Source organism: Micromonospora sp. SD12 (assembly GCF_052068495.1).
Classification (GTDB): domain Bacteria; phylum Actinomycetota; class Actinomycetes; order Mycobacteriales; family Micromonosporaceae; genus Micromonospora; species Micromonospora echinofusca.
This window is the reverse complement of sequence record NZ_JBQHDF010000005.1, coordinates 190014-213684: the sequence shown is the minus strand read 5'-3', so window position 1 is coordinate 213684 and position 23671 is coordinate 190014. Positions and strand designations below refer to the sequence as shown.

General features: G+C 73.8%; 24 protein-coding genes and 1 pseudogene. 17 read left to right on the top strand and 8 right to left on the bottom strand.

Features of this window, described 5'->3' with window-relative positions; translation table 11 throughout:
• Positions 1–31: 31 nt before the first annotated feature.
• Positions 32–1051 carry a hypothetical protein gene (locus ACTMS2_RS13265; protein ID WP_441175623.1) on the top strand — a complete coding sequence of 340 codons (1020 nt, stop codon included), beginning with the start codon at positions 32–34 and terminating at the stop codon, positions 1049–1051.
• A 509-nt stretch (positions 1052–1560) separates the two neighbouring features.
• Here ACTMS2_RS13265 and ACTMS2_RS13260 read toward each other — a convergent pair.
• Both ACTMS2_RS13260 and ACTMS2_RS13255 read right to left on the bottom strand, forming a co-directional pair.
• Positions 1561–2076: a DUF3995 domain-containing protein gene (locus ACTMS2_RS13260; protein ID WP_441175622.1), complete on the bottom strand. Its 516-nt coding sequence runs from the start codon at positions 2074–2076 to the stop codon at positions 1561–1563.
• Complete coding sequence (locus tag ACTMS2_RS13255) at positions 2063–2524, bottom strand: hypothetical protein (RefSeq protein ID WP_441175621.1); 462 nt, start codon at positions 2522–2524, stop codon at positions 2063–2065. Before ACTMS2_RS13255 ends, ACTMS2_RS13260 begins: the two co-directional genes overlap by 14 nt.
• Before the next feature lie 330 nt (positions 2525–2854).
• On the opposite strand from ACTMS2_RS13255, the gene ACTMS2_RS13250 reads away from it, so the two are divergent.
• The 7 genes from ACTMS2_RS13250 (at position 2855) to ACTMS2_RS13220 (ending at position 5953) form a co-directional block, all read left to right on the top strand.
• Positions 2855–3481, top strand: a complete 627-nt coding sequence (locus ACTMS2_RS13250; RefSeq protein WP_441175620.1) for a superoxide dismutase — start codon at positions 2855–2857, stop codon at positions 3479–3481.
• The gene (locus ACTMS2_RS13245; RefSeq protein ID WP_334606875.1) at positions 3481–3744 is read left to right on the top strand and encodes a superoxide dismutase; all 264 of its coding nucleotides are present in this window, start codon (positions 3481–3483) and stop codon (positions 3742–3744) included. The genes ACTMS2_RS13250 and ACTMS2_RS13245 overlap by 1 nt, the downstream gene beginning before the upstream one ends.
• 30 nt (positions 3745–3774) lie before the next feature.
• Complete coding sequence (locus tag ACTMS2_RS13240) at positions 3775–4110, top strand: YnfA family protein (protein ID WP_121399763.1); 336 nt, start codon at positions 3775–3777, stop codon at positions 4108–4110.
• A 41-nt stretch (positions 4111–4151) separates the two neighbouring features.
• Complete coding sequence (locus ACTMS2_RS13235) at positions 4152–4547, top strand: hypothetical protein (protein WP_441175619.1); 396 nt, start codon at positions 4152–4154, stop codon at positions 4545–4547.
• A gap of 131 nt (positions 4548–4678) precedes the next feature.
• A complete protein-coding gene (locus ACTMS2_RS13230; RefSeq protein ID WP_441175618.1) occupies positions 4679–5173 on the top strand; it encodes an N-acetyltransferase family protein in 495 nt (164 codons plus the stop codon).
• Between the two features lie 333 nt (positions 5174–5506).
• A complete protein-coding gene (locus tag ACTMS2_RS13225; protein ID WP_441175617.1) occupies positions 5507–5692 on the top strand; it encodes a hypothetical protein in 186 nt (61 codons plus the stop codon).
• A gap of 51 nt (positions 5693–5743) precedes the next feature.
• Positions 5744–5953 carry a hypothetical protein gene (locus ACTMS2_RS13220; RefSeq protein ID WP_441175616.1) on the top strand — a complete coding sequence of 70 codons (210 nt, stop codon included), beginning with the start codon at positions 5744–5746 and terminating at the stop codon, positions 5951–5953.
• Between the two features lie 39 nt (positions 5954–5992).
• On the opposite strand, the gene ACTMS2_RS13215 is transcribed toward ACTMS2_RS13220, so the two are convergent.
• The 4 genes from ACTMS2_RS13215 to ACTMS2_RS13200 all read right to left on the bottom strand — a co-directional run bounded on the left by ACTMS2_RS13215 (position 5993) and on the right by ACTMS2_RS13200 (position 9670).
• Positions 5993–6448 (bottom strand): Rv0361 family membrane protein, encoded by a 456-nt coding sequence (locus ACTMS2_RS13215; protein ID WP_441175615.1) that lies wholly within the window; start codon positions 6446–6448, stop codon positions 5993–5995.
• 638 nt (positions 6449–7086) lie between these two features.
• Positions 7087–8172 carry a redox-regulated ATPase YchF gene (ychF, locus tag ACTMS2_RS13210; RefSeq protein ID WP_441175614.1) on the bottom strand — a complete coding sequence of 362 codons (1086 nt, stop codon included), beginning with the start codon at positions 8170–8172 and terminating at the stop codon, positions 7087–7089.
• A gap of 135 nt (positions 8173–8307) precedes the next feature.
• Positions 8308–9075 carry a Type 1 glutamine amidotransferase-like domain-containing protein gene (locus tag ACTMS2_RS13205; protein WP_441175613.1) on the bottom strand — a complete coding sequence of 256 codons (768 nt, stop codon included), beginning with the start codon at positions 9073–9075 and terminating at the stop codon, positions 8308–8310.
• A gap of 91 nt (positions 9076–9166) precedes the next feature.
• Positions 9167–9670, bottom strand: coding sequence for a MarR family winged helix-turn-helix transcriptional regulator (locus ACTMS2_RS13200; RefSeq protein WP_441175612.1), 504 nt, complete (start codon positions 9668–9670; stop codon positions 9167–9169).
• A gap of 93 nt (positions 9671–9763) precedes the next feature.
• Here ACTMS2_RS13200 and ACTMS2_RS13195 point away from each other — a divergent pair.
• A pseudogene (locus ACTMS2_RS13195) lies at positions 9764–10531 on the top strand (EamA family transporter); the annotation flags it as partial.
• Positions 10532–10659: 128 nt separating this feature from the next.
• Here ACTMS2_RS13195 and ACTMS2_RS13190 read toward each other — a convergent pair.
• Complete coding sequence (locus ACTMS2_RS13190) at positions 10660–11142, bottom strand: hypothetical protein (RefSeq protein ID WP_441175611.1); 483 nt, start codon at positions 11140–11142, stop codon at positions 10660–10662.
• A 141-nt stretch (positions 11143–11283) separates the two neighbouring features.
• Here ACTMS2_RS13190 and ACTMS2_RS13185 point away from each other — a divergent pair, with 141 nt between their 5' ends.
• From ACTMS2_RS13185 to valS, 6 genes are all read left to right on the top strand, one after another.
• Positions 11284–12834 (top strand): DNA-3-methyladenine glycosylase 2 family protein, encoded by a 1551-nt coding sequence (locus tag ACTMS2_RS13185; RefSeq protein ID WP_441175610.1) that lies wholly within the window; start codon positions 11284–11286, stop codon positions 12832–12834.
• Positions 12831–13331, top strand: a complete 501-nt coding sequence (locus ACTMS2_RS13180; RefSeq protein WP_441175609.1) for a methylated-DNA--[protein]-cysteine S-methyltransferase — start codon at positions 12831–12833, stop codon at positions 13329–13331. Before ACTMS2_RS13185 ends, ACTMS2_RS13180 begins: the two co-directional genes overlap by 4 nt.
• Positions 13332–13379: 48 nt before the next feature.
• Positions 13380–15197, top strand: coding sequence for an ABC transporter ATP-binding protein (locus tag ACTMS2_RS13175; protein ID WP_441175608.1), 1818 nt, complete (start codon positions 13380–13382; stop codon positions 15195–15197).
• Positions 15194–17065 (top strand): ABC transporter ATP-binding protein, encoded by a 1872-nt coding sequence (locus ACTMS2_RS13170; RefSeq protein ID WP_441175607.1) that lies wholly within the window; start codon positions 15194–15196, stop codon positions 17063–17065. The genes ACTMS2_RS13175 and ACTMS2_RS13170 overlap by 4 nt, the downstream gene beginning before the upstream one ends.
• 131 nt (positions 17066–17196) lie before the next feature.
• The gene (locus ACTMS2_RS13165) at positions 17197–18825 is read left to right on the top strand and encodes a trypsin-like serine protease (RefSeq protein WP_441175606.1); all 1629 of its coding nucleotides are present in this window, start codon (positions 17197–17199) and stop codon (positions 18823–18825) included.
• Between the two features lie 88 nt (positions 18826–18913).
• A complete protein-coding gene (gene valS, locus ACTMS2_RS13160) occupies positions 18914–21478 on the top strand; it encodes a valine--tRNA ligase (protein WP_441175605.1) in 2565 nt (854 codons plus the stop codon).
• Between the two features lie 22 nt (positions 21479–21500).
• On the opposite strand, the gene ACTMS2_RS13155 is transcribed toward valS, so the two are convergent.
• Entirely contained in the window at positions 21501–22214 is a 714-nt protein-coding gene (locus ACTMS2_RS13155; RefSeq protein WP_441175604.1) for a TetR/AcrR family transcriptional regulator, read from the bottom strand.
• Positions 22215–22312: 98 nt separating this feature from the next.
• Between ACTMS2_RS13155 and ACTMS2_RS13150 the strand changes: the two genes are divergently transcribed.
• Together ACTMS2_RS13150 and ACTMS2_RS13145 are read left to right on the top strand one after the other, a co-directional pair.
• Positions 22313–23065, top strand: coding sequence for a siderophore-interacting protein (locus ACTMS2_RS13150; RefSeq protein WP_441175603.1), 753 nt, complete (start codon positions 22313–22315; stop codon positions 23063–23065).
• A 55-nt stretch (positions 23066–23120) separates the two neighbouring features.
• Positions 23121–23603 (top strand): DUF6640 family protein, encoded by a 483-nt coding sequence (locus ACTMS2_RS13145; protein ID WP_441175602.1) that lies wholly within the window; start codon positions 23121–23123, stop codon positions 23601–23603.
• Positions 23604–23671: the final 68 nt, after the last annotated feature.

Below are 23671 nucleotides of genomic sequence, written 5' to 3'. Positions count from 1 at the left end.
CCTGTACCGCACTGTGCCAGGGGGTGGGCCGGTGGGTCACCGGCTGCGGCGCGTCGCGATGCTACTGCTCGGCGCGGTGCTGCTGGGCACGGTCGGCCTGAGCGTCGGCTCCTGGTACGGCGGCCGCGGCGTCACGCCGCCCAGCTACGACCGGGCGCGGACCCTGGCGGCGGAGCTGCTCCCCGATGCGGTGCCGTACGACTCGGATCGGGTCGTGCATGGCTCCCGGTGGGGCGTCAGTTTCGCCGCCGACGACCTCGGATCGGGTCAGGTGGGCTTCTGGTACGACGACCGTGCCGACTGTGTGCTCTCCGAGCAACTGCGACGCAACGCCACGAAGCAGGGGTGGCAGAGCCTCCGCCGCGTGCCGGGCATCCCGTGCGACGGCTGGCGGGCCGAGCGGGACGGGCTGACGGTCACGCTCGCCCACTCGGCGAGCGGGTCGAGCTTGACCGTCGCACCGGCCGCGCCCGACAAGTTCCTCGCCACCACGGTCACTGGCACCCTCCTCGGCGCCGCCGCCGGCGCAGCGCTGTTCCGGCTGCTGGCACGGCGACGTCCACCCGTACCCCTGCTGATTGGCACCCTGGTGATGGTCGGCCTACTCCCAGGCGTGGCCCTCACCTGGGCGGTCCTGGACATGAACAGGCTCACCGAGCCGGTTTGGCCCATCTGGCCGGCGCTCGCTCCCCTGCTGGTGCCGCTGTGGCTCGTACTCCTGGCGGTGGGCGTGTACGTCCTCCCAGAGCGACAGAACCGGACCGACCCCGCCACCGGCTCTTCTGGCATGAGTGCTGAAGCGGGGACCAAGACTCTGGAGCCTTCTCGCAACGGCACTCGGATCGCAGTGGTGGTAGCTGTCGCGTGCGTCCTGACTCCCTTAGCGACGGCTGTCGCCCTACCCCTCTTATTCCTTCGAGCGCAGCCCGATCGTGCAGCTCCCGAGCCCGTTGTGCCGTGGCCGATAGAGGCGACTGCAAGTATCACTTCCAACACGTCTCCGACCGCCTCGCAGCCGGGAACCAGCCCAAGTGCCAGCAGGGTTGGCTAAGCCGGCCTGCCGCGCCCGGGTGCAAGCGTGAGGGATGATCGCCGGCCAGCACCATCGTGATCAGCAGGGCCAGGCCGGCATCGGTTCTGGCTGAGGCGGCCCGCTGGCCTCGAACTCGTGGCGCAGGCACTCGCCGTACATGAAATCCCAGGTCGACGGGAACCGCCACAGGCGCACTTCCGCCTGAACGACCACGGCGAGTTCAACGGGGCGAGCCTGGTTCGGGGAGCCGCAGATTCTCCAGAGGCACCTCCTCGTGCACCAGGTGCGGCGTCGCAGGTGGGCCAGGGCTCGTCGGCCGGCCACAGCAGCGGCCCGCCGACGTGGCTCTCGGCTGCCGGAACCGCCCCGGGGCGCGGGTGCAGCCGGGTCGCCGTGCGGCCGAGTGTCTCCAGCCCGGGATAGCGGGCGAGGATGGACGAGTGATCATGGCGAGATCGTAGGCGGGTGCGGGTCGCCCGGTCGGACGGCGCTCGGGGGACCGGGTCGGGACGTCCGGTCGCCCCAGGTCACCCGGCGGCCCGGTGCCGCCTGCCCAGCCGCCATCCCGCCGTCGCCCAACACACCCCCCAGAGCAGGAAGAACGGCGACCACAGCAGCAGGTCCCACCATGCCAGGTCGCGGGCCAGGGCGGCGTGGGTGGCCGGCGGTGGCCGGAGGCCCGTCAGCAGCAGCGCGTCACCGACGAGGCCGTGCCCCAGCGCCCCGACCGCCCGGACGATCATGAGTACGCCGAGCGTCCAGGCGACCGTCGACAGCAGCCGGCGCGGCAGGGCCGCCCGCCAGGGGCGCAGCGTGGCCAGCGCGACCACGACGCCGACGACCGCGGCGGCGGCCAGCACCCAGTGGCTCGCCACGAACAGCGGATCACGGGCGAGGAGCCGTTCGCGCAGCTCCGGCGGGAGCGGATCCTTGTCGGCCAGCGCGTTGGCCCCCAGTGCCTGCGCGAGCTTCATCGCCCCGTAGGCCGAGGCGCACGCCGCCGCGCCGTACGCACCCACCCGGGCCCGGTCAGTGCGCGGCACGTCTCGTCGCCACCACGTAGGACCGGATCATCGCCACGAGCAGCCCGATCACGACGAGCCCGAGGACCCCGTGGTACCACTGCCAGCCCACGCCGATGCCCACGAACCCGTCCACCACCATGATCGTCGCGCCGGCCCCGACGGCCAGCAGCATGCCGGCCAGCGCCAGCAGCATCAGGGGCCTCGGCACCCGGCGCCCCGGCGCCGTGACCGTGGCGAGGGCGAGGCAGGCCCCCACCACCCCCGACACGACCGCCGACCACTGCGCCGTCGCCACGCCCATCACGTCGCGGGCGTACCGTTCGTGCTCGGCGGCCGGAACGACCGGGCCGCCCGGAAAACCGAGCCGGGAGTCGAGCGCGAAGGCGGCCTTGCCGACGGCGTACGCGAGGAAGAGCGCCGCCACCGCGTAGGCCGGCCATCGCCGCGCACCAGGAGAAGCATCCATGGTCCCGACGCTAGGTCCGGCGGACCGCACGCCGACTCCCGAGCGCGAGGGGACCGCCTCCCCCGTGGAGGGGAGCCCGGTGTGGTTCCCGGGTCGAAGCCGGGCACCGGTCGCGCCCCTCCTCCGACCACGGCGACAGGGCCGGGAGGAAGCACGTGCGGGCGCGCCTCCACCGTTGATCATCGCGGCGCGGAGGCGCGCCCTGCCGACAGCGTCGGCGGTGGCCGGAGTCCCGTGCGACTCCCGGTCAGTTGCCAATATTACGTAGTTGCCATCACTTTGCAATAAGGCATACTGGCCGGGATACCGTCCACTCGCGAAAGGGTCCCCATGGCCGTCTACCAGCTCCCCGACATGCCCTACGACTACGGGGCGCTCGAGCCCGCCATGAGCGGTCAGATCCTGGAGCTGCACCACAGCAAGCACCACGCCGCGTACGTCAAGGGCAGCAACGACGCCCTCGACCAGCTCGCCGAGGCCCGCGACAAGGGTGACTACTCGGCGCTGGTCGGCCTGGAGAAGACCCTGGCCTTCAACCTCTCCGGGCACGTCCTGCACTCGATCTTCTGGAACAACCTCTCCCCGGAGGGCGGCGACCGCCCCGACGGCGAACTGGCCGCCGCCATTCAGGAGCACTTCGGCTCGTTCGACGGCTTCGCCGGGCAGCTCTCCGCCGCCACGAAGAGCGTGCAGGGCTCCGGATGGGGCGTCCTGGCGTGGGAGCCGCTGGCGCAGCGCCTCATCGTCGAACAGGTCTACGACCACCACGGCAACGTCGGCCACGGCTCGACGCCGATCCTGGTCTTCGACGCCTGGGAACACGCCTACTACCTTCAGTACAAGAACGTGCGTCCGGACTACGTCGACCGCCTCTGGGACCTGGTCGACTGGGCCGACGTCGCCAGGCGCTTCGACGCCGCGCGCGCCGCCGGCAACCCGCTCACCGTGGCGCCCTGATGGCGGCCGACCCGGGGTCGGCCCTCATCGCTGCACAACGCGCCGCCGGGGTCATCGCCGCCAGGCACCGCGGTGACCTCGACGGCGCCGAACGGCTGCTCGCCATGTTCCCCGACGAGGCCGCCCGCAGCCGCGGCTTCATGTTCCTGGCCGAGCTGGCACTCAGCCTCGTAGGGACCCGTACCGGCCAGAGCATGGAGGACGTCGCGCAGGAACTGGCCCTGCACATCGCGGCCGTCAGCGGCGGGCCGCCCGCCCGCTGACCAGGTGAGGCTCCGGCTACCTTCGACCCCATGACGGTGGCCCGCTCCATCCTGCTGTTCCTGCTCGCCGCGCTCGCCGAGATCGGCGGGGCCTGGCTCGTGTGGCAGGGCTGGCGCGAGAACCGGGGGCTGCTGTGGGTGGCCGCCGGGGTCATCGCCCTCGGGTTCTACGGCTTCGTCGCCACCTTCCAGCCCGACCCGAACTTCGGCCGCATCCTGGCCGCCTACGGCGGCGTCTTCGTCGCCGGCTCCCTCGCGTGGGGCATGGTCGTCGACAAGTTCCGCCCCGACCGCTACGACCTCGTCGGCGCGGCCCTCTGCCTGGTCGGGGTCGCCGTCATCATGTACGCCCCCCGCAGCGGCTGAACCAGGCGGCGGTGTCGGACTCCGACGCTACGCTGCGCGCCATGATCACGAGACCCACCGAGAAGTGGGGCCGCAGCGTGCGGGAGCAGAGGGCAGCGATCGCGGCGGGCACCCTCACCGAGGAGGCCGCGTACGCCCTCCGCCTCTGGCCCGAACCCTTCATCACCGCCGTCGACACCGTTCTCGACGCCTACGAGGCGGACGTACGCTCGCTCTCATCGCCGTCCGACGAGGAGGTCTTCGCCGCGGTGGAGCGGGTGGTCACCGCCCTCAACGCCGTCAACGACGAGCACGGCAGGATCGAGACGGGAGAACGCGAGGACCTGTGCGAGCACATCGACGTCGTGCTGACGAGCGCGGGCCAGGACGTCGAGGCGCTCACCTCCCGGCGCGGCGTCGGACGCCACGAACTCACCGACGAATGGCGCGACTGGTAGGGCGGCCGATCCTGCTGCGCGACGGGGGACGGGAGCCGTACGGCCGTCAACCATCCTCGGCGGTCGGCAGGTTCTGGTAGTCACCGGATACCGGGTTGCGTGCTTCCCATGCCTGCGGCAGCCTCCATCGCATGATCGAGACGCATGTCCTCAGCGAGCACGATTGGAGGATGTGGCGGGAACTGCGGCTCGCCGCGCTGGGGGAGGCGGCGTACGCGTTCGGCTCCCAGTTGGCGGACTGGCAGGGCGACGGCGACCGCGAGGAACGCTGGCGCGGTCGGCTGGCCATCCCCGGCTCCCGCAACATCCTGGTGATGCTCGACGGGCAGCCCGTGGGGATGGCCAGTGGGGTGCCGACCGGACAGGACGGCGTCGTCGAGCTGATCTCGATGTACGTGGCGCCGGCGGGACGTGGCCGGGGCGTGGGCGACCACCTCGTGCGGGCGATCGAGCAGTGGGCGCGGCAGGTGGGCTCGGAAACGCTGCGGCTGGCCGTGGTGGCGGGCAACAGGAACGCCTGGGCGCTCTACCAGCGGCATGGCTTCAAGGACACGGGTGAACTGGGTGACCTCATGCCCGACGGCGTGCGCCGGGAGCACATCCTGACCAAGAGCCTCGTCAGCTAGCGGTCGGCCGTCGTCCGGCCGGCCGCAGCGCGGAGCGGGCCGAGCTGAGCCGAGCCGAGCGTCAACGGCACCCGCCGGCCGCCCGCGCGGAGGCGCCCGTGGTGCCCCCGGCCAGGGCCGCCGCCTACCGGTGCGGTGAGGCGTGGTCGGTGTTCGTCGCGCACACGAGCGGCCGGACGGCCCTGGTCCAGGGCAGCGCCGGCTACCTGCCGGGAGCGCTGGCCGGATGTCGGGCCGACGTGGTCTACCTGGGCGTCGGCCAGCTCGGCGCAGGACGAGGACTACATCCGCACCTACTGGGTCCAGACCGTACGGGCCGTCGGGGCCCGGCGCGTGGTCCTCATCCACTGGGACGACTTCTTCCGTCCGCTCGACCGGCCGCTCCGCGCCCTGCCGTACGCGGGCGACGACCTCGACCGCACCGTGCGCGTCCTCGCCCGGCTGGCCCGCCACGAGGGGGTCGCTCTGCACCTGCCGACCCTGTGGCGCCGTGAGGATCCCTGGGCGGGACTCGGTTGACCTCCCACACCGGGGACGGCCGGCATCCGGAACCGCTGGCAGACTGCCGGCATGCCGTCTGAACCGGATTCGTGGACCATCAGGCACTTCTCGCAGGCCAACCCGGCCGGCCCAGGCCAGGACAGCGTCCCGGCGCTGCTGCGCCGCGTCGCGGACGGCATCGAACACCGGCCCGGCATCGAGATCCAGGACGTCGTCCTGCACAACGAGGTCACGGCCGACGGTGACTGGTGGTCGGCCACCGTCTACTTCCACGACTGATCAAGCTGACGGAATCCAGCGTACGGGCTCGCCCCGCACTCAGTACGGCTGGCCGCACACCTTCCAGGCCCCGTCCTCCTTCACCAGCATGAACGTGTGCCGGTCGGTGAAGCCGCTGTCCAGCGTCAGGGCCATGTTCACCGTCGCCGACGTGCGGCCGTTGACGCTCGACACGTTGACGCCGTTGACCTTGTGACCGCGGATCTTCGGCTGCTTGGCGACGCCCTGGGCGAACGCCTCCCTCGTGTACCCGCCGCGCGTGTCGCCGCACAACAACTCGTACGCCGCGTCCGGCTCGCCCGCCTCCAGGTGGCTCACGAACGACTCGGCGGCCTGCCGCGCCGGGTCCGTCGCGCCCTTGACCCCCTTGTACAGGAAGAAGCCGCCGACGCCGGCACCGCCGCAGCACAGCACGACGACCACACTGACGACGATCAACACGGTGCGCAGCGTGCGCCGCTTCGGCGGTTGGGGCACCTGGTACGGGTGGGTCATGGCTCGTGAGGGTAGGGGATGCGAGCAATCCCTCGCGTCGTGGATAAGTCCGGCAGGCATCACCCTGCCTGCTGACTCATCGCGCCCAGGGTCGGGTACGGGCCCTCGATGAAGCGATGGCCGTACCCGGTTCGGATGTTTCTCACCCTTCTTGCCCGCGTACCGCTCGCGGTGCTGATCAACAAGCTCTTCCACGACTCCTGGCGTGCGGCCCTCGTGACGTCGGCGTCTCCGCCTCCGCAGGGCGCGCCGGCACGTCGACTACCCGACGCAGCGGTAGGACGACGTCGCTCTCGTGCCGGCATCCGGACTGTCGGGCTCAGGACCTGCGACCGTGTCTCCCGGCGGCATTGATCGAGGCTCGTCCACCTACAGTCGGCCGGTGGAGTTCGGAACCTTGGCCGGCTTCGGCCTGCTGCTCTGTACGGGATTTACCTGTCTCTTCCTCGTCGCCGTCGTAGGGCTGCTCGCGGCCTGGTGGAAGCCACAGGGCTGACGGGGGCCCTTCGTCAGGGTCTCCGCCGGCACTTCGACGTCGAGCCGAACGAAGTGGCGCCCTCTGCTGTAGTCGACGACCCGGCGTGGGGCTGTGCCCCAGGGCCAGGGCACAACACCTCGACCAGGGCGAACAGGGAATTTCAGACGTTGAAGCGGAACTCCACGACGTCGCCGTCCTGCATGACGTACTCCTTGCCCTCGATCCGGACCTTGCCGGCGGCCTTGGCCGCCGCCATGGACTTGGCCGCGACCAGGTCGCCGAAGGAGACCACCTCGGCCTTGATGAAGCCGCGCTGGAAGTCGGAGTGGATGACCCCCGCGGCCTCCGGCGCGGTCGCGCCGACCGGGATGGTCCAGGCGCGCGCCTCCTTGGGGCCGGCGGTGAGGTACGTCTGGAGCCCGAGCGTGCGGAATCCGACCCGGACGAGCTGGTCCAGGCCCGGCTCGGGCTGGCCGATCGACTCCAGCAGCTCGCGGGCCTCCTCCTCGGGCAGGTCCACCAGCTCGGACTCGATCTTGGCGTCCATGAAGACCGCCTCGGCCGGGGCGACCAGGGCGCGCAGCTCGTCGAGGAACTCGGCGTTGCCCAGCTCGGCCTCGTCGACGTTGAAGACGTACAGGAAGGGCTTGGTGGTGAGCAGGTGCAGCTCGCGCAGGTGCTCCAGCTCGATGCCCGCGTCCTTGGCGCCCGCGTAGAGGGTGACGCCGGTGTCGAGCAGCTCGACGGCCTGCTTGGCGGCGGTGACGGCGGCGGCCCGGTCCTTGCGGAGCTTGGCCTCCTTCTCCAGCCGGGGCAGCGCCTTCTCCAGGGTCTGGAGGTCGGCGAGGATCAGCTCGGTGTTGATCGTCTCGATGTCGTCGGCCGGGGAGACCTTGCCGTCGACGTGCACCACGTTGGGGTCGGAGAAGGCCCGGACGACCTGGCAGATGGCCGAGGCGTCGCGGATGTTGGCCAGGAACGCGTTGCCCCGGCCCTGCCCCTTGGAGGCGCCGCGCACCAGGCCGGCGATGTCGACGAACGACACCGGGGCGGGCAGCACCTTCTGCGAACTGAAGATCTCGGCGAGCGTGTGCAGCCGCTCGTCCGGCAGCCCGACGACGCCGACGTTGGGCTCGATGGTGGCGAACGGGTAGTTCGCCGCGAGCACGTCGTTCTTGGTCAGCGCGTTGAACAGGGTGCTCTTGCCGACGTTGGGCAGGCCGACGATGCCGATGGTGAGACTCACGACGAGCCAGCTTACGCCGGTGCCGTCCCACCCCGGCACGCGGTGCGTCGTCGCCGGGTCGGGCAATACCGGATCTTGGTACGAAACGGCCCCCGGAGGGGCGTCACCGTACCAAGATCGGCAGCGGGGGTCGGGTCAGGCGAGCAGGCGGGGGGCGATCGGGGTCTCGCGGGCCGTGCCGTCCTCGGCGCGGCTGACCTCGTACGCCGAGACGCCCGCGCGGTCCGCGACCGCCTCGACCAGCCGGGTGCCCCGGTAGAGCAGGCCGGTGCCGTCGTCGGTGCAGTGGGCGGTCGGCAGCGTGCCGTCGGCGACCAGCCGGTGCATCAGCGGGCGGCGCTGCTCCTCGCTGTCGTAGTGCACGCCGTTGCCGTAGGGCAGCCAGCCCAGCCCGTCGGTGAAGCCGCGCAGGGTGGTGCCGAAGCTGTCGGTGGCCCCGCCGGCGTGCCAGCAGATCGAGCCGGCGGAGACGCCGCCGAGCACCACGCCGGATTCCCAGCACTCGCGCAGGATCTCGCCGAGGCCGTGCACCCGCCACACCGCGCAGAGGTTGGCGACGCTGCCGCCGCCGACCCAGATCACGTCCTGGGCGAGCAGGTGGGCGCGGACGTCGTCGACGTTGGGCATCGGGAACAGCGCCAGGTGCGTCATCCGGAACCGGCTGCCGGCGAACGCCTCGTAGACCCGGGCGAGCGTGGTCGGCTGGTCCCCCTCGGCCTGGTTGAGGAAGCAGATCCTGGGCTCCGGCCCGGCCCCGGCCAGCTCGGCGGCGAGGTCGAAGACGGGGTTGACCCGCCGGGGCCCGCCCTCGTGGCGCGGCGCGTAGATGCCCATGCTGGTGGCGAGGATGGTCGGTTCGCTGGCGGGCACGGTCGTCCTTCCGTCGGGGTCGGCGCTGCCCATCCTGCCCGAGGACGGTCCCCCGCCGCTCAGCGCCCGGGACGGTCGCCCGCCCGGGGCTGCCGCCCGTCGCCGCCGGGGTCCGCGCCGCCGCTCAGCGTCCGCCGTCGGTGACCGCGCCCAGCAGCGTACGCAGCAGGTCGGCGAGGCGCCGCTGGTCCTCGGCAGGCAACGCGTCGAGCAGCCGGCGCTGGACGGCCAGCCCGGCCTCGGCGGCCTCCTCCACGAGGTCGAGGCCGGCGGGGGTGAGCGTGACCTGGAGCCCGCGCCGGTCGGCCGGGTCGGGTGAGCGGCGGACCAGCCCGGCGCGCTCCAGCCGGTCGAGCCGGCCGGTCATCCCGCCGGAGGTGAGCATCAGCGAGGCGGTGAGCGCCTTCGGCGCCAGCGTGTAGGGGGCGCCGGCGCGGCGCAGGGCGGCGAGCACGTCGAACTCGCCCCGGCTGATCGACCAGCGGGCGTAGGTGCGCTCCTGTTCGTCGCCGACGAGGCGGGCCAGCCGGTAGATCCGGCCGAAGACCGCCATCGGCTCGGGACGCATCCCGGGTCGCTCCCGCCGCCACTGCTCGACGATGCCGTCGACGTCGTCCCGCTCGGTCACCCCCGGATTGTGCCGCACCTCGCACTCCCCTCTTGTCTCGCCGCAAAGTAGCTTAGTAACAAGATACTTGGCATCAAGCATTCAGGGGGAACCGTGGACCGACGCTGGACCGACGTCCTGCTCACCGCCGCCGCGCCGACCGCGTGGGGCACGACCTACCTGGTCACCAGCGAGCTGCTGCCGCCGGACCGGCCGCTCTGGTCCGGCGCGATCCGGGCCCTCCCGGCCGGCCTGCTGCTGCTGGCGCTGACCCGGCGTCGCCCGCGCGGCGTCTGGTGGTGGCGTGCCGTGGTGCTCGGCGCGTTGAACATCGGTGCGTTCTTCCCGCTGCTCTTCTTCGCCGCCTACCACCTGCCCGGCGGCACCGCCGCCGTGCTCGGCGCCACCCAGCCGCTGCTGGTGGCGGGGTTGACGGTGCTCGCGCTGCACGAGCGGCCCCGCCCCCGGGCGCTGGCCGCCGCGCTCGCCGCGCTGGCCGGGGTCACCCTGGTCGTGCTGCGCCCCGACGCGGGCCTCGACCCGGCCGGCGTCGCCGCCGGGCTGACCGCCACCGCCGCGATGGGTGCCGGTCTGGTGCTGACCCGCCGCTGGGGCCACCCGCCGGGCGTCGGCACGCTCACCGCCACCGGCTGGCAGCTCACCGCCGGCGGGCTGATGGTGGTGCCGGCGGCCCTGCTCGTCGAGGGGACGCCGCCCGTGCCCGACCCGCCGGCGCTGGCCGGCTACGCGTGGCTGACGCTCGCCGGGACGGCGCTGGCGTACGCGCTGTGGTTCCGGGGCGCGGCCCGGCTGCCGGTCACCCAGGTCTCGCTGCTCGGCGCCCTCAGCCCGCTGACGGCCGCCGCGCTCGGCTGGGCCGTGCTCGGGCAGGCGCTGACCGGCTGGCAGCTCGTCGGCTTCGCCGTGGCGGTCGGCGCCACCGTGGCCGGGCAACTGCCGGCACGCCCGCCCCGCCCGGCGGGTCGGTCGCGGGAGCCCGGACCGGCGGGTCAGTCGCGCGGGCCCGCCTGGCGGGGAACCACGGCCTCGATGCGCAGGGCGCCGGGGGCCAGCTCGCCGGCGGCGGCCAGCGGCAGGGTGAAGCGGGCCTCGGCGGCGGGGCCGGCCGCGTACGACTCGCGGAGCATCCAGCGCACCTCGTCGGCCGTCCAACCCAGCCCGGGGCGGCCGGCGATCTCCCGGACCAGTCGCAGCGCCACCCGGGTGTCGTCGTCGTAGAACCGCATGCACCAGTGGTGCACCCACATGCCCAGCGCGCGGAGGCCGTCGGCGTCGAGCGACCGCACGAGCCGACCGCAGGCCGTGTCGCCGAACGCCCGCCCCGGATCGCCGGCCCGGTCCCGTTCGATCGCGCCGACGGCGGCCGGGGCGACCGCGCGCATCCGCTCGTAGAAGCGCTGCACCACCACGCTGTCCAGCGGTGGGTGCCCGTCCCGTGCCGACGCCGCCTCCCGACCCGCCACGCTCGCCATCGCCGCACCCCTTCTTGAGTTGGTGGCCGGACGGTACCGGCCACAACCGACACTTTCGGCGCCGGACGTCCCGTTCGCGCCCGCACGGCCACGTCCGATTCCCGCGCGCCGTGGGCACCGAGCAGGGGCATCATCGGTGACGTGGAGTTGGACTTCGAGCGGTGCTACCGGGCGGTCGACAGCCGCGACCAGCGATTCGACGGCTGGTTCTACACGGGCGTCACGTCGACCGGGATCTACTGCCGGCCGTCCTGCCCGGCGACGACGCCGAAGCGGCAGAACGTCCGGTTCTTCCCGTCGGCGGCCGCCGCCCAGACGGCGGGGCTGCGCGCCTGCCGGCGCTGCCGGCCGGACGCCGTCCCGGGCTCGCCCCAGTGGGACGTACGGGCCGACGTGGTCGGCCGGGCCATGCGGCTGATCGCCGACGGGGTGGTGGACCGCGACGGCATCCCGGGGCTGGCCGCCCGGCTCGGCTACACCGAGCGGCACCTGCACCGCATGCTGCGGGCCGAGATGGGCGCCGGCCCCCTGGCCCTGGCCCGGGCGCAACGCGCGCAGACCGCGCGCACCCTTATCGAGACGACCGGGCTCGGCATGGCGGAGATCGCGTTCGCCGCCGGGTTCGGCAGCGTCCGGCAGTTCAACGACACGGTCCGGGAGGTGTACGGCAGGGCCCCGTCCGAACTGCGCACCGCGCGCGGGCGGTCCGTGACGCCGGGCGGGGCGGGCACGATCACGCTGCGGCTCGCGTACCGCCCGCCGTTGCACGCCCGGGCACTGCTGGACTTCCTCGCGCTGCGCGCGCTGCCCGGCGTCGAGGAGGTGCGCGACGGGACGTACCGGCGCGGCCTGCGGCTGCCGCACGGTCCGGGCGAGGCGGCCCTGACCCCGGCGGACGGGCACGTGAGCGCGACGCTGCGGCTGACCGACATGCGCGACCTCGCCCCCGCCGTGGCCCGCTGCCGCCGCCTGCTCGACCTCGACGCCGACCCGACCGCCGTCGACGGCACCCTCGCCGCCGACCCGGCGCTGGCCGGGGCGGTCGCCGCCGAGCCCGGGATCCGGCTCCCCCGCTCGGTCGACGGCTTCGAGATGGCCGTACGCGCGGTCGTCGGCCAGCAGGTCTCCGTCCGCTCGGCCCGCACCACCCTCACCCGCCTCCTGACCCACCTGCACCCACCCATCCCCAACCCCGGCCCCGGCGACGTTGATCAAGAGGTTCGGGCACCCGGTGAGCGGTCTCGGGAGCCCGAACCTCTTGATCGACCAGCCGAGGGCGTGGGGAGTGGCGAGGGGGCCGAGCGGGTGGGCCGGTTGCGGGGGTTTCCCACCGCCGAGGAGGTGCTCGGGGTGCCGGACGAGGTGTTCGGGATGCCGGCGGGGCGGCGGGAGACCGTCCGGGCGCTGGCGGGGGCCGTCGCCGACGGGTCGCTGGACCTGGCGCCGGGCGGCGACCGCGAGGAGACCGTACGACGGCTGCTGGCGCTGCCCGGGATCGGCCCCTGGACGGCGGGCTACGTGGCGATGCGCGCCCTCGGCGACCCGGACGTCCTGCTCCCCACCGACCTCGCCGTGCGCCGGGGCGCCGCCGCCCTCGGCGTCCCCGCCGACCCCCGGACCCTCGACACGTACGCCGACCGCTGGCGCCCCTGGCGCTCCTACGCGGTGATCCGACTCTGGAGAGCAGGATGAGCATGAACGACAGCACCGTCATCGACACCCCCGCCGGGCCGCTCAGCATCGTGGCCGGCCCGGACGGCGCGGTCCGGGCGGCGGGCTTCACCGGCGACCCGGAGAGCCTGCTCCCCCTCGTGCACCCGACCCTGCGGGCACCGCTGCGGCACCGGGGCGACCTCGGCCCGGTCAGCGCCGCCGTGGCGTCCTACCTGGACGGCGACCTGGCCGCGATCGACGCCGTGCCGGTGCGGCAGCACACGGGGGGCGCGTTCATGGCGCACGCCTGGCAGGTGCTGCGCGAGGTGAAGCCGGGTGACCCGGTGACCTACACCGGTTTCGCCGGGCTGGCCGGCCGGCCCGCCGCCGTACGCGCCGCCGCCGCGGCCTGCGCCCGCAACGCCGCCGCCCTCTTCGTCCCCTGCCACCGGGTGCTGCGCACCGACGGGACCCTCGGCGGCTACCGGTGGGGGCTGGACGTGAAGAAGTGGCTTCTCGGGCACGAGCGACCATGACGGGAAGCCGACACCTGCGCCGGGGCCGTTTGAGGCTACCGTCGGGTAGTGCCTGCGGAAGGTGACGGCAACCCGGCCTCCCGGGTGGAGGCCGGCCGGCATTCCCTGCACAATCTCTGGCGACTGCGCCACTACCTGCGCCCGCACGCGGCGGAGTTCGGCTGGCTGCTGCTGGCCGGCCTCGCCGCCACCGGGGCGGGCATCGCCGTACCGCTGGTCGCGCAGCGGGTCGTGGACGGCCCGGTGGCCCGCCAGGACCCGGCCGGGCTGTTCCGGCTGGCCGGGCTGGCGCTGCTGCTCGGCCTGGTCGAGGCGCTGCTGATCTTCATCCGGCGCTGGGTGCAGTCGTCGTCCTCGATGCGGATCGAGGCGGCCATCCGCGAGGACGTCTACGCCCACCTGCAACGGCTGCCGGCCAGCTTCCACGACCGCTGGCAGTCCGGCCAACTGCTCTCCCGGGTCACCAGCGACCTGTCGGTGCTGCGCCGCTTCCTCTCCTTCGGCCTCTTCTTCCTGATCCTCAACCTGGTGACCTACCTGGCCGTGGTGGTGCTGCTGATCCGGCTGCACCCCGCGCTGGGGCTGCTGGTGGCGGGCAGCGCGGTGCCGCTGTTCCTGATCAGCCGCCGCTTCGCGCGGCACTACCACGCGGCCTCCCGCCGGATGCAGGACCAGCAGGGCGACGTGGCCACCCTCGTCGAGGAGACCGCGCAGGGGCTGCGCACGATGAAGGCGTACGGGCGGGGGCCGGAACTCGCCGCCCGCTTCGGCGTCGACGCGCGGGCGCTGCACGACACGGGGGTCGCCAAGGGCCGGCTGCTGGCCCGCACCTCCGCCCTGCTCGACCTGGTGCCCAACCTGACCCTCGGCGTGGTCCTGGTCGCCGGCGCGGCGGCCGCCGCGGGCGGGGTGCTGACCATCGGCGAACTGGTCGCCTTCGTCAGCCTCCAGCTGATGCTGATCTGGCCGGTGCAGTCGCTGGGCTGGATCATCGCCAACGGCCAGGAGGCGGCCACCGCGGCCGACCGGGTGCGGGAGGTGCTGGACACCCCGCCGGCCATCGAGGACGCCCCGCACGCGCTGGCCCCCCGCCGCGCCGACGTACGCGGGCGGCTCCGCTTCGAGCGGGTGTCGTTCCGCTACCCGGGCACCGCCGCGCCGGTGCTGCGGGAGATCGACCTGACCGTCGAGCCGGGCGAGACCGTGGCGCTGGTCGGGGCGACCGGCTGTGGCAAGAGCACCCTGCTCTCCCTGGTGCCCCGGCTGCACGAGGTGACCGGCGGGCGGATCACCCTCGACGGGCACGACCTGCGCGAGCTGCGGCTGTCCGCCCTGCGCCGGCTGGTCGGGGTGGCCTTCGAGGAGCCGACGCTGTTCTCCATGTCGGTCTGGGAGAACGTCACACTCGGCCGGCCGGAGGCCGGCGAGGACGAGGTGCGCGCCGCCCTCGCCCTCGCCCAGGCCGACTTCGCGTACGAGCTGCCGTGGGGGCTGGCGACCCGCGTGGGCGAGCAGGGGCTGTCGCTCTCCGGCGGGCAGCGGCAGCGGCTGGCGCTGGCCCGGGCGGTGCTCGGCCGACCCGCCCTGCTCGTGCTGGACGACCCGCTCTCCGCGCTCGACGTGCACACCGAGGCGCTGGTCGAGACGGCGCTGCGGCGGGTGCTGCGCACCACCACCGCGCTGCTGGTGGTGCACCGGCCCTCCACGATCGCCCTCGCCGACCGGGTGGCGCTGCTGGAGGAGGGCCGGATCACCGCCGTCGGGCGGCACTCGGAGCTGCTCGCCGGTGTGCCGGCGTACCGCGCGGTGCTCTCGGCCGAGCCCACCCCCGCACCGCCCGGCGACCGCGGCCTGGTGCGTTCGTGACCGGCGACGCCGTCCGGCCCCCGGGCGGGGCGGGCCTCGCGCGGTGGCGCGGCGTCGCCACCGACCCGGACGCGGACCGCAGCCACGCCGAGGACACCGCCCCCGAGGCGGTCGCCCGCCTCCGGGCCCGCAGTCGGGTGCTGCTGCGCGACCTGCTGCGCCCGCACCGGCGCCGCCTCGGGCTGGCCGTCGCGCTGCTGCTCGCCCAGAACGCCGCCGCGATGGCCGGGCCGTACCTGGTGATGCTCGGCATCGACCGGGCGATCGCGCCGCTGCGGGCCGGCGAGCCCGGCCCGCTGATGGCCGTCGCCGCCGGGTTCGCCGCCGCCACCGCCGTCGAGTACGTCGCCCGCCGGGGCTTCCTCACCCTCTCCGCGCGGATCGGCCAGGCCGTCCTGCTCGACCTCCGTCAGCGGGTGTACGCGCACTTCCTGCGCCTGTCGGTGGCGTTCCACGAGCGCTACACCTCCGGCCGGATGGTCTCCCGGCTCACCAGCGACCTGGACTCCATCGGCGAGCTGGTCGGCGGCGGCATCGACGGCGTGGTGCTGGCCGTGCTGTCGATCCTGTCGATCGCCGGCATCCTGCTCTGGCTGGACCTGCCCCTGGCCGCGGTGACGCTGCTCGCGTTTCCGTTCCTGATCTGGCTGAGCCGCTGGTTCGCGCGGGCGTCGGCCGACGCGTGGCGGCGCACCCGGGAGACGGTGGCGCTGGTCATCGTCCACTTCGTCGAGTCGATGCGTGGCATCCGGGCGGTGCAGGCGTTCCGCCGGGAGCCGCGCAACCAGGAGATCTTCGGGACGGTCAGCGACGACTACCGGCGGGCCAGCCGCGACGCGTTCCGGCTGATCGCGACGTACTCGCCGGGGATCAAGGTGATCGGCAACGTCACCGTGGCGGTGGTGCTCTGCTACGGCGGCTGGCGGGTCCTGGGCGGGTCCACCGGGATCGGGGTGCTGGCGGCGTTCCTGCTCTACCTGCGGCGGTTCTTCGAGCCGATGCAGGAGCTGAGCCACTTCTACAACTCGCTCCAGTCGGCCACCGCCGCGCTGGAGAAGCTGGCCGGGGTGCTCGACGAGCGGCCGTCGGTGGCCGACCCGGCCCGGCCCGTGCCGCTGCCCACCGGGCCGGGCCGCGGCGCGGTCGCCTTCCGGGCGGTCACCTTCGGCTACCGGCCGGACGCGCCGATCGTCGCCGGACTGGACCTCGCCGTCCCGGCCGGCCAGACCGTGGCGCTGGTCGGGGCGACCGGCGCCGGCAAGTCGACCGTCGCGAAGCTGCTCGCCCGGTTCCACGACCCGGTGTCGGGGGCGGTCACCCTCGACGGGGTCGACCTGCGTGAGGTCGCCGACGCGGAGCTGCGGCGCGCCGTCGTGCTGGTGACCCAGGAGACCCACCTGTTCGGTGGCACGGTCGCGGAGAACATCCGCTTCGGCCGTCCCGGCGCCGACGACGCCGCCGTGGAGGCCGCCGCGCGGGCCATCGGCGCGCACGACTTCATCGCCGCGCTCCCCGACGGGTACGCCACCGAGGTGCGGCGGCGCGGCGGCCGGCTCTCCGCCGGGCAGCGGCAACTGGTCGCGTTCGCCCGGGCGTTCCTGGCCGACCCGACGGTGCTGATCCTGGACGAGGCGACCTCGTCGCTGGACGTGCCCACCGAGCGGCTGGTGCAGCACGCCCTCGGCACCATCCTGGCCGACCGCACCGCGCTGGTGATCGCGCACCGGCTCTCCACCGTGGAGACGGCCGACCGGGTGCTGGTGCTCGACGCCGGCCGGATCGTCGAGGACGGCCCGCCCGCCCGGCTCGCCGTCGCCGACGGCCGGTACGCCGCCCTGCACCGGCAGTGGCGCGACTCCCTGGTGTGAGCCCCGGTCGGTCGCGGTCGCCCACGGTCGACGGCCCCCACCATGATCGTCGATGCCACTAGACTCAGCGCGCCGAGCGGAGCGGTCCACCGGGTGGTCGTCCCGACGGCGGCGACGAGGGGGGTTGCGACGTGCGGTTCGGACGACGGGTGATGGTGGCCGGGGTGGTCACCGCCTGCGCGCTGGGTGCGGCGGCGGTCGCCGGGATGCCGTTCGGCGACGCCGGCCGGACACCGGCCACGCTCACCGCCGGGGAGGCCCCGGCGTCGCCGGGCGACGACGGCGCCCCGACGGGCGCGCCGGTCCGCGCCGACAGCGGGCCGGTCCGCGCCGACAGCGGGCCGGTCCGCGCCGACAGCGGGCCCGGCAGCCGTCCCCGAGGCGGCGCGACGCCGGGCGCGGCGACGACCCTCCGGGCCCGGCCGGCCGCCGAGGTCGCCGCCGGCAGCCCCGCTTCGGTCTCCTACCTGCGCGACCGCTACCGGGTCGACGCCGACGAGGCGGCCCGGCGGCTCGCCCTCCAGGAACTGTCCGCGCCGCTGGCCGCCCGGCTCGCCACGGAGTTCCCCGCCGCGTACGGCGGGATGTGGCTGGACCAGGCCGCCGGCGGCGTGCTGACCGTCGCCGCCACCAGCGTCGAACCGGTCCGGGCGGCGCTGGCCGGCATGCCGGACGCGGCGCGCGTCCGGGTGGTGCCGGTGCGCCACCCGCTGCGGCAGCTCACCGAGGCGGCGACCCGGCTGGCCACCACGCTCGACGCCACGGCCGGCGCCGACGTCCTGGTGGACGAGCGGGCCAACGAGGTCGTCGTGCTGACCGGCGACCGGATCGCCACCGACGACCCCCGGTTGGCCGGGGCGCTGCGCGCCGCCGGGGTGCCGGCCCGCGCGCAGGCCCGGATCGCCGGGACCGTGGTGCAGAAGGCCTGCGACCCGCGCGACTGCGCGCAGGCACCGATGCGCGGCGGCATCCGGCTGGACGTGCCGCGCGACGACGACACCGTGGGCGGCTGCACGACGGGCTTCAACGTGGTCGCCGGGCTGCGCGACCCGTACGTGCTGACGGCGGGGCACTGCGTCGTCGGGGGGCGGCACCAACTGGTGGACCGCACCTGGCACCGGTTCCTCGGCCCGAAGGTGCCGGTGACCGTCGAGTCGTCGAGGCCGGGGCTGGCCGAGAACGCCTACCCGTACGACTACGCGATCATGCCGTACCAGGCCGGGGCGCTCGGGCTGTGGGCGTACCCGGCGGGGGCCACGCAGGTGCCCAGCCTGGTCAACTACTGGTGCGTGCCGGACAGCACCGGATGCGCCACCCGGGGCAGCCGCGACGTGGCGGTCACCGGGCACGTGCCGTGGAGCGCCATCCAGCCCGGCTGGGTGGTCTGCGCCACCGGGGCGGCGTACACCCCGAAGGACGGCGAGCAGCACGTCGACTCGGGCGCCGGCGCCGGCTACGTGCCCGGCACCCGCTGCGGGGAGATCATCGGCAAGAGCAGCGGCGGCATCGACGTGCGCATCTGTGCCCGCCCGGGCGACAGCGGCGGCCCGCTCTTCACCGAGGCCGACGGCAAGGCGCTGGGCATCCTGTCGCACGGCGACCCGGGACAGGGCCCCTGCACCAACCCGAACGAGCGCAACTCCTACGCCCCGGTCTCCACGATCCTCGATCGGGCGAACGCCCGCACCTACGGGGGCCTGCGGCTCCGGCTGGCCACCAGTGGCCCGGTCCCCCCGCTGACCCGGCCGGTCATCCGCTGACCCGCCGACCGGGCGCCTCGGACGGCATCCGTCGTGGCGCGCGGGTTATCCCGTGGTCCGGCCGTCGGCCGGTGCCTACCATCGACGGATGACTGATACGGCGAGGACGGCCCGCGCCGGCGTCCCCGAACGTCCGACCCTGGACGGCATCGAGGAGACCTGGGCCCGCCGCTGGCAGGAGGAAGGCACATACGCGTTCGACCGCGCGAAGAAGCGGGCCGACGTGTACGCGATCGACACCCCGCCGCCGACCGTATCCGGCGAGTTGCACATGGGGCACGTCTTCTCGTACACGCACACGGACGTGGTGGCCCGGTTCCAGCGGATGCGCGGGCGGACGGTCTTCTACCCGATGGGCTGGGACGACAACGGCCTGCCCACCGAGCGCCGGGTGCAGAACGTGTACGGCGTGCGCTGCGATCCGGCGCTGCCGTACGACCCGGACTGGCAGGCCCCCGAGACCCCGGTGAGCGAGGCCGCCCGCAAGGACCCGACCCCGGTCTCCCGACGCAACTTCATCGAGCTGTGCGAGCGGCTGACCGGCGCCGACGAGCAGGTCTTCGAGGCGCTCTGGCGGCGGCTCGGGCTGTCCGTGGACTGGTCGTCGACGTACACCACGATCGGCGCGACGGCCCGGGCGGTGTCGCAGCGGGCGTTCCTGCGGAACCTGGCCCGGGGCGAGGCGTACCAGGCGGAGGCGCCGACGCTGTGGGACGTCGGCTTCGCCACCGCCGTCGCCCAGGCCGAACTGGAGGACCGGGAGCGGCCCGGGGCGTACCACCGGCTGCGGTTCGCCGGGCCGGGCGGGCGCGAGATCCTGATCGACACCACCCGACCGGAGCTGCTACCGGCCTGCGTGGCCCTGGTCTGCCACCCCGACGACGAGCGCTACGCCGACCTGGTCGGCGGCAGCGCGCGTACGCCGGTCTTCGGGGTCGAGGTGCCGGTGCGGGCGCACCCGCTGGCGGACCCGGCCAAGGGCACGGGCATCGCGATGGTCTGCACCTTCGGCGACCTGACCGACGTGACCTGGTGGCGGGAGCTGCGGCTGGACACCCGCGTGGTGATCGGCCGCGACGGCCGGCTGCTGCCCGAGCCGCCGGCCGGCGTGCCGGCGCAGCCGTACGCGAAGCTGGCCGGGCAGGGCGTCAACGGCGCCCGGCGGACCCTGGTGGAGATACTGGCCGAGGCCGGCGACCTGGTCGGCGAGCCGCGTCCGATCACCCATCCGGTCAAGTTCTACGAGCGCGGCGACCGGCCACTGGAGATCGTCTCGACCCGGCAGTGGTACCTGCGCAACGGCGGACGCGACGCGGGCCTGCGCGAGGAACTGCTCGCCCGGGGCGGGGAGCTGCGCTGGGTGCCGGAGCACATGCGGCACCGCTACGCGCACTGGGTCGGCGGCCTGACCGGTGACTGGCTGGTCAGCCGGCAGCGCTTCTTCGGCGTGCCGGTGCCGGTGTGGTACCGGCTCGACGACGCTGGCGAGCCGGACTGGTCCCAGCCTCTCACGCCGGCGGAGTCCGCGCTGCCGGTCGACCCGTCCACCGACGCCCCGCCGGGGTTCGAGGAGGAGCAGCGGGGCCGCCCGGGCGGCTTCGTCGGCGACCCCGACGTGCTCGACACCTGGGCCACCTCATCGCTGACCCCGCAGATCGCCGGCGGATGGGAGACCGACCCGGACCTGTTCGCCCGGGTCTTCCCGATGGACCTGCGCCCGCAGGGACAGGAGATCATCCGCACCTGGCTGTTCTCCACGGTGGTCCGCTCCCACCTGGAGCACGGGGTGCTGCCCTGGCGGGACACGGTGCTCTCCGGCTGGATCCTCGACCCCGACCGGAAGAAGATGTCCAAGTCCAAGGGGAACGTGGTCACCCCGATGGCGCTGCTGGAGCAGCACGGCTCCGACGCGGTGCGCTACTGGGCGGCCAACGGCAGGCCGGGCATGGACCTCGCTTTCGACCCGGCCCAGATCAAGGTCGGTCGGCGGCTGGCCACCAAGCTGCTGAACGCGTCGAAGTTCGCCCTCGGGCTGGGCGCCGCCGACGCGTTGCGGGCCCCGGCCACCGAGGCGCTGGACCGCGCCATGCTCGCCGAACTCTCCGGCGTCGTCGCCGCCGCGACGTCGGCGCTGGAGGCGTACGACCACACGGCCGCCTTGCAGGTCGCGGAGAGCTTCTTCTGGCGGTTCTGCGACGACTACATCGAGCTGGTGAAGGAGCGCGCCTACGGCTCCGGGCCGGGGGCGGACTCCGCCCGGGCGGCGCTGGCCACCGCGCTGTCGGTGCAGTTGCGGCTCTTCGCCCCCGTGCTGCCGTACACGACCGAGGAGGTGTGGTCGTGGTGGCGGTACGGGTCGGTGCACCGCGCGACCTGGCCCACCACGTACGAGGTGGACCGGGCCATCGAGGGCGCCGGCGAACCGGAGCTGCTGCGGCTGGCCGGCGACGCGCTCAGCCAGGTGCGCCGGGCCAAGTCGGAGCGGAAGCTGTCGATGAAGGCGGAGGTGCCGCTGGCGGAGGCGCTCGGCCCGGCCGCCCTGCTGGAACAGTTGAGCGTGGTCGCCGACGACGTGCGGGCCGCCGGCCGCATCGCCAAGTTGGACCTGCTCCCCGACCGCACCCCGGAGCTCGTGGTCGCCTGCGCGTTCTGACCGTGGCTACCCGCCGCGCCCCCTACGGCGCGGCGGGGTCCAGGGCGAGACGGGCGGAGAGGTCGCGCAGACACTCCTCGAAGACGGGCTCCACGTCGGTGTAGGCGAAGTCCAGTTGGTGCAGGACCTCCATGCACAGCAGCCCGTAAAGACGGATCCAGCAGTCGAGGAAGACGTGCGCGGCTTCGGGCGGCAACTGCCCGTCGACGGCGGCGGAGTAGGCGACGAGCTGCTCGCGCAGGGACGGGGGCAGGGCGGCCAGGTCCGGCACCGGGAATGGCCGCGTCCGCCACAGTTCGACGGTCAGGTCGAGCAGGACCTGTTCGAACCGTAGGGCCGCCTGGTGTCGTGCCGAGTCCAGCCGGCGGTTCGGCGCGGCGATCGGGCTGGCGAAGATCCAGCCGAACTCGGCCGGATGGGCGACGGCCCAGGCTCGCATGGCTCGGCAGGCCGCCAGGATGCGGTCGCCGACCGAGGCGTCGGCACGGGCGTCGCGGGCCTCCTCCATCGCGGCGGTCATCTCGCGGAAGAAGCCGGCGGTCACCGCCCCGACCAGCTCGTCGTGGCCGGCGAAGTAGTGGTAGAGAGCCGGCCCGCTCATGCCCACCTGGCGGGCCACCGCGTTGATCGTCACCGCAGCCGATCCCTGCTCGACGAGCAGCTTGCGCGCGGCCGCGTGGATCTCCTCCAAGGTTGCCTGGCGCAGTCTCTCCCGCCTGCTCACCGGTGCCGGCATCGCCACCCTCTCCCTGTCGCCCGCCTCGCTGGTTGACAGCCTAGAGCACATATGATTACTTAGGACCTCTAAATAATCTAGAGCCACTAGGAAGAACCATGGTCCGTACGACGCGCAACCCCCTGACCGCCGTCTTCGGCAAGTACGCCCACGAGGCGACCGTCACCGTCGCCGAGCAGGTCACGCCCACCATGCGACGCCTTCGGCTGGAGGCCGACCAGCCCGTCGCCTTTCCCTACACCCCGGGTCAGCACATCCGGGTCCAGCTGATGGACCCGCTGTCGGTGGCGGGCATCCTGCGTCCGTCCGAGACGCTGCGCACCTACACCATCTGGGAGTTCGGGGCCGACCGGCGGGCCATCGAACTCCGCGTCCACCTGTACGCGGGCGACGGCATCGGGCTGCGGTGGGCCCGGGCGGCCCGGGCCGACGACCGGGTGACCTTCTGGTGGGCACAGGGCCACTTCTTCACCCACCCGGCGCCGTACCACGTGTTCGTCGGGGAGGAGACCGCCAGCGCCGCGTTCGGGCCGATGATCCGGGCGCTGGACGCCTCGGCCAAGGTGTACGGGGTCCTGGAGAGCGAAAGCCCGGAGCACGACCTGCCCATGCCCGGAAACCGGGCGTTGCGCCGCGTCCACCGGCACGGGCGGCCGGCGGCGTCCTCCCAGGTGCTGCTCGCGGCCGTGGCCGATCTCGACCTACCGGCCGACGCCGGGGCCGCCTACGTGGCCGGCGAGGCCAGGACCTGCCAGCTGGTGCGCGACTTCCTGGTCCGCGAGCGCGGCTGGCCACGCACCTCCGTCAAGGTCAAGCCGTTCTGGGCCCCCGGCAAGCGGGGCCTGCACTGAGTCGGCGTCGCCGCCGACGCCCTGACGAGACCGACCGCCGAGAGGTGGAACCGCCATGACCCTGCCACGAACCCTGACCATCCTCGTCGCGACAGTGACGACGATCAGCGCCGTCCTCGCCGACCTGGTCGTCCCCGACCTGGCGGCACAGCACGTGCACAACCCCGGTTGGCCGCCGCACGCCAAGTTCCATGACGCCCAGTACGTGGTGATGACCGTCCTTCTCGGCCTCGTCGGCCTGGCGCTCGCCGCCCGGCCGGGCCCGACCCTGCGTGCGCGGCTGCTCTGCGCCGACGCGGTCGTGGCCACCCCGTGGCTCGGCATGCTCGGTGCGCTGCTGTTCCCCGGGACGGCCGCCTACGATCCGGAGTTCGCCGACCAGACCGTCTTCGTCCTCGGCCTGCACGGGCAGATCTTCATGGCCGTCGTCCTGTTGCTTGTCCTGATCGGCTCGGCGGCGGGGGCCCTGCGCATGTCCGTCCACCATCCCGTCGTGCCAGTTTCCGAGGGAAGCAGCCGTGCCACGCTGTCGAGCTGAGTCGCCTGCGACATCAAGCGGCGACCGGGCCGCCGCGGCAGCCAGCCGAACCGCCGTGAGTCGCCTGC

Coding starts and splice junctions, on each gene's coding strand:
- ACTMS2_RS13255 (WP_441175621.1), bottom strand. CDS start 2,524: ATGGATGCTTCTCCTGGTGCGCGGCGATGGCCGGCCTACGCGGTGGCG.
- ACTMS2_RS13250 (WP_441175620.1), top strand. CDS start 2,855: ATGGCCGTCTACCAGCTCCCCGACATGCCCTACGACTACGGGGCGCTC.
- ACTMS2_RS13245 (WP_334606875.1), top strand. CDS start 3,481: ATGGCGGCCGACCCGGGGTCGGCCCTCATCGCTGCACAACGCGCCGCC.
- ACTMS2_RS13240 (WP_121399763.1), top strand. CDS start 3,775: ATGACGGTGGCCCGCTCCATCCTGCTGTTCCTGCTCGCCGCGCTCGCC.
- ACTMS2_RS13235 (WP_441175619.1), top strand. CDS start 4,152: ATGATCACGAGACCCACCGAGAAGTGGGGCCGCAGCGTGCGGGAGCAG.
- ACTMS2_RS13230 (WP_441175618.1), top strand. CDS start 4,679: ATGATCGAGACGCATGTCCTCAGCGAGCACGATTGGAGGATGTGGCGG.
- ACTMS2_RS13220 (WP_441175616.1), top strand. CDS start 5,744: ATGCCGTCTGAACCGGATTCGTGGACCATCAGGCACTTCTCGCAGGCC.
- ACTMS2_RS13215 (WP_441175615.1), bottom strand. CDS start 6,448: ATGACCCACCCGTACCAGGTGCCCCAACCGCCGAAGCGGCGCACGCTG.
- ACTMS2_RS13205 (WP_441175613.1), bottom strand. CDS start 9,075: ATGGGCAGCGCCGACCCCGACGGAAGGACGACCGTGCCCGCCAGCGAA.
- ACTMS2_RS13190 (WP_441175611.1), bottom strand. CDS start 11,142: ATGGCGAGCGTGGCGGGTCGGGAGGCGGCGTCGGCACGGGACGGGCAC.
- ACTMS2_RS13180 (WP_441175609.1), top strand. CDS start 12,831: ATGAGCATGAACGACAGCACCGTCATCGACACCCCCGCCGGGCCGCTC.
- valS (WP_441175605.1), top strand. CDS start 18,914: ATGACTGATACGGCGAGGACGGCCCGCGCCGGCGTCCCCGAACGTCCG.
- ACTMS2_RS13155 (WP_441175604.1), bottom strand. CDS start 22,214: ATGCCGGCACCGGTGAGCAGGCGGGAGAGACTGCGCCAGGCAACCTTG.
- ACTMS2_RS13150 (WP_441175603.1), top strand. CDS start 22,313: ATGGTCCGTACGACGCGCAACCCCCTGACCGCCGTCTTCGGCAAGTAC.
- ACTMS2_RS13145 (WP_441175602.1), top strand. CDS start 23,121: ATGACCCTGCCACGAACCCTGACCATCCTCGTCGCGACAGTGACGACG.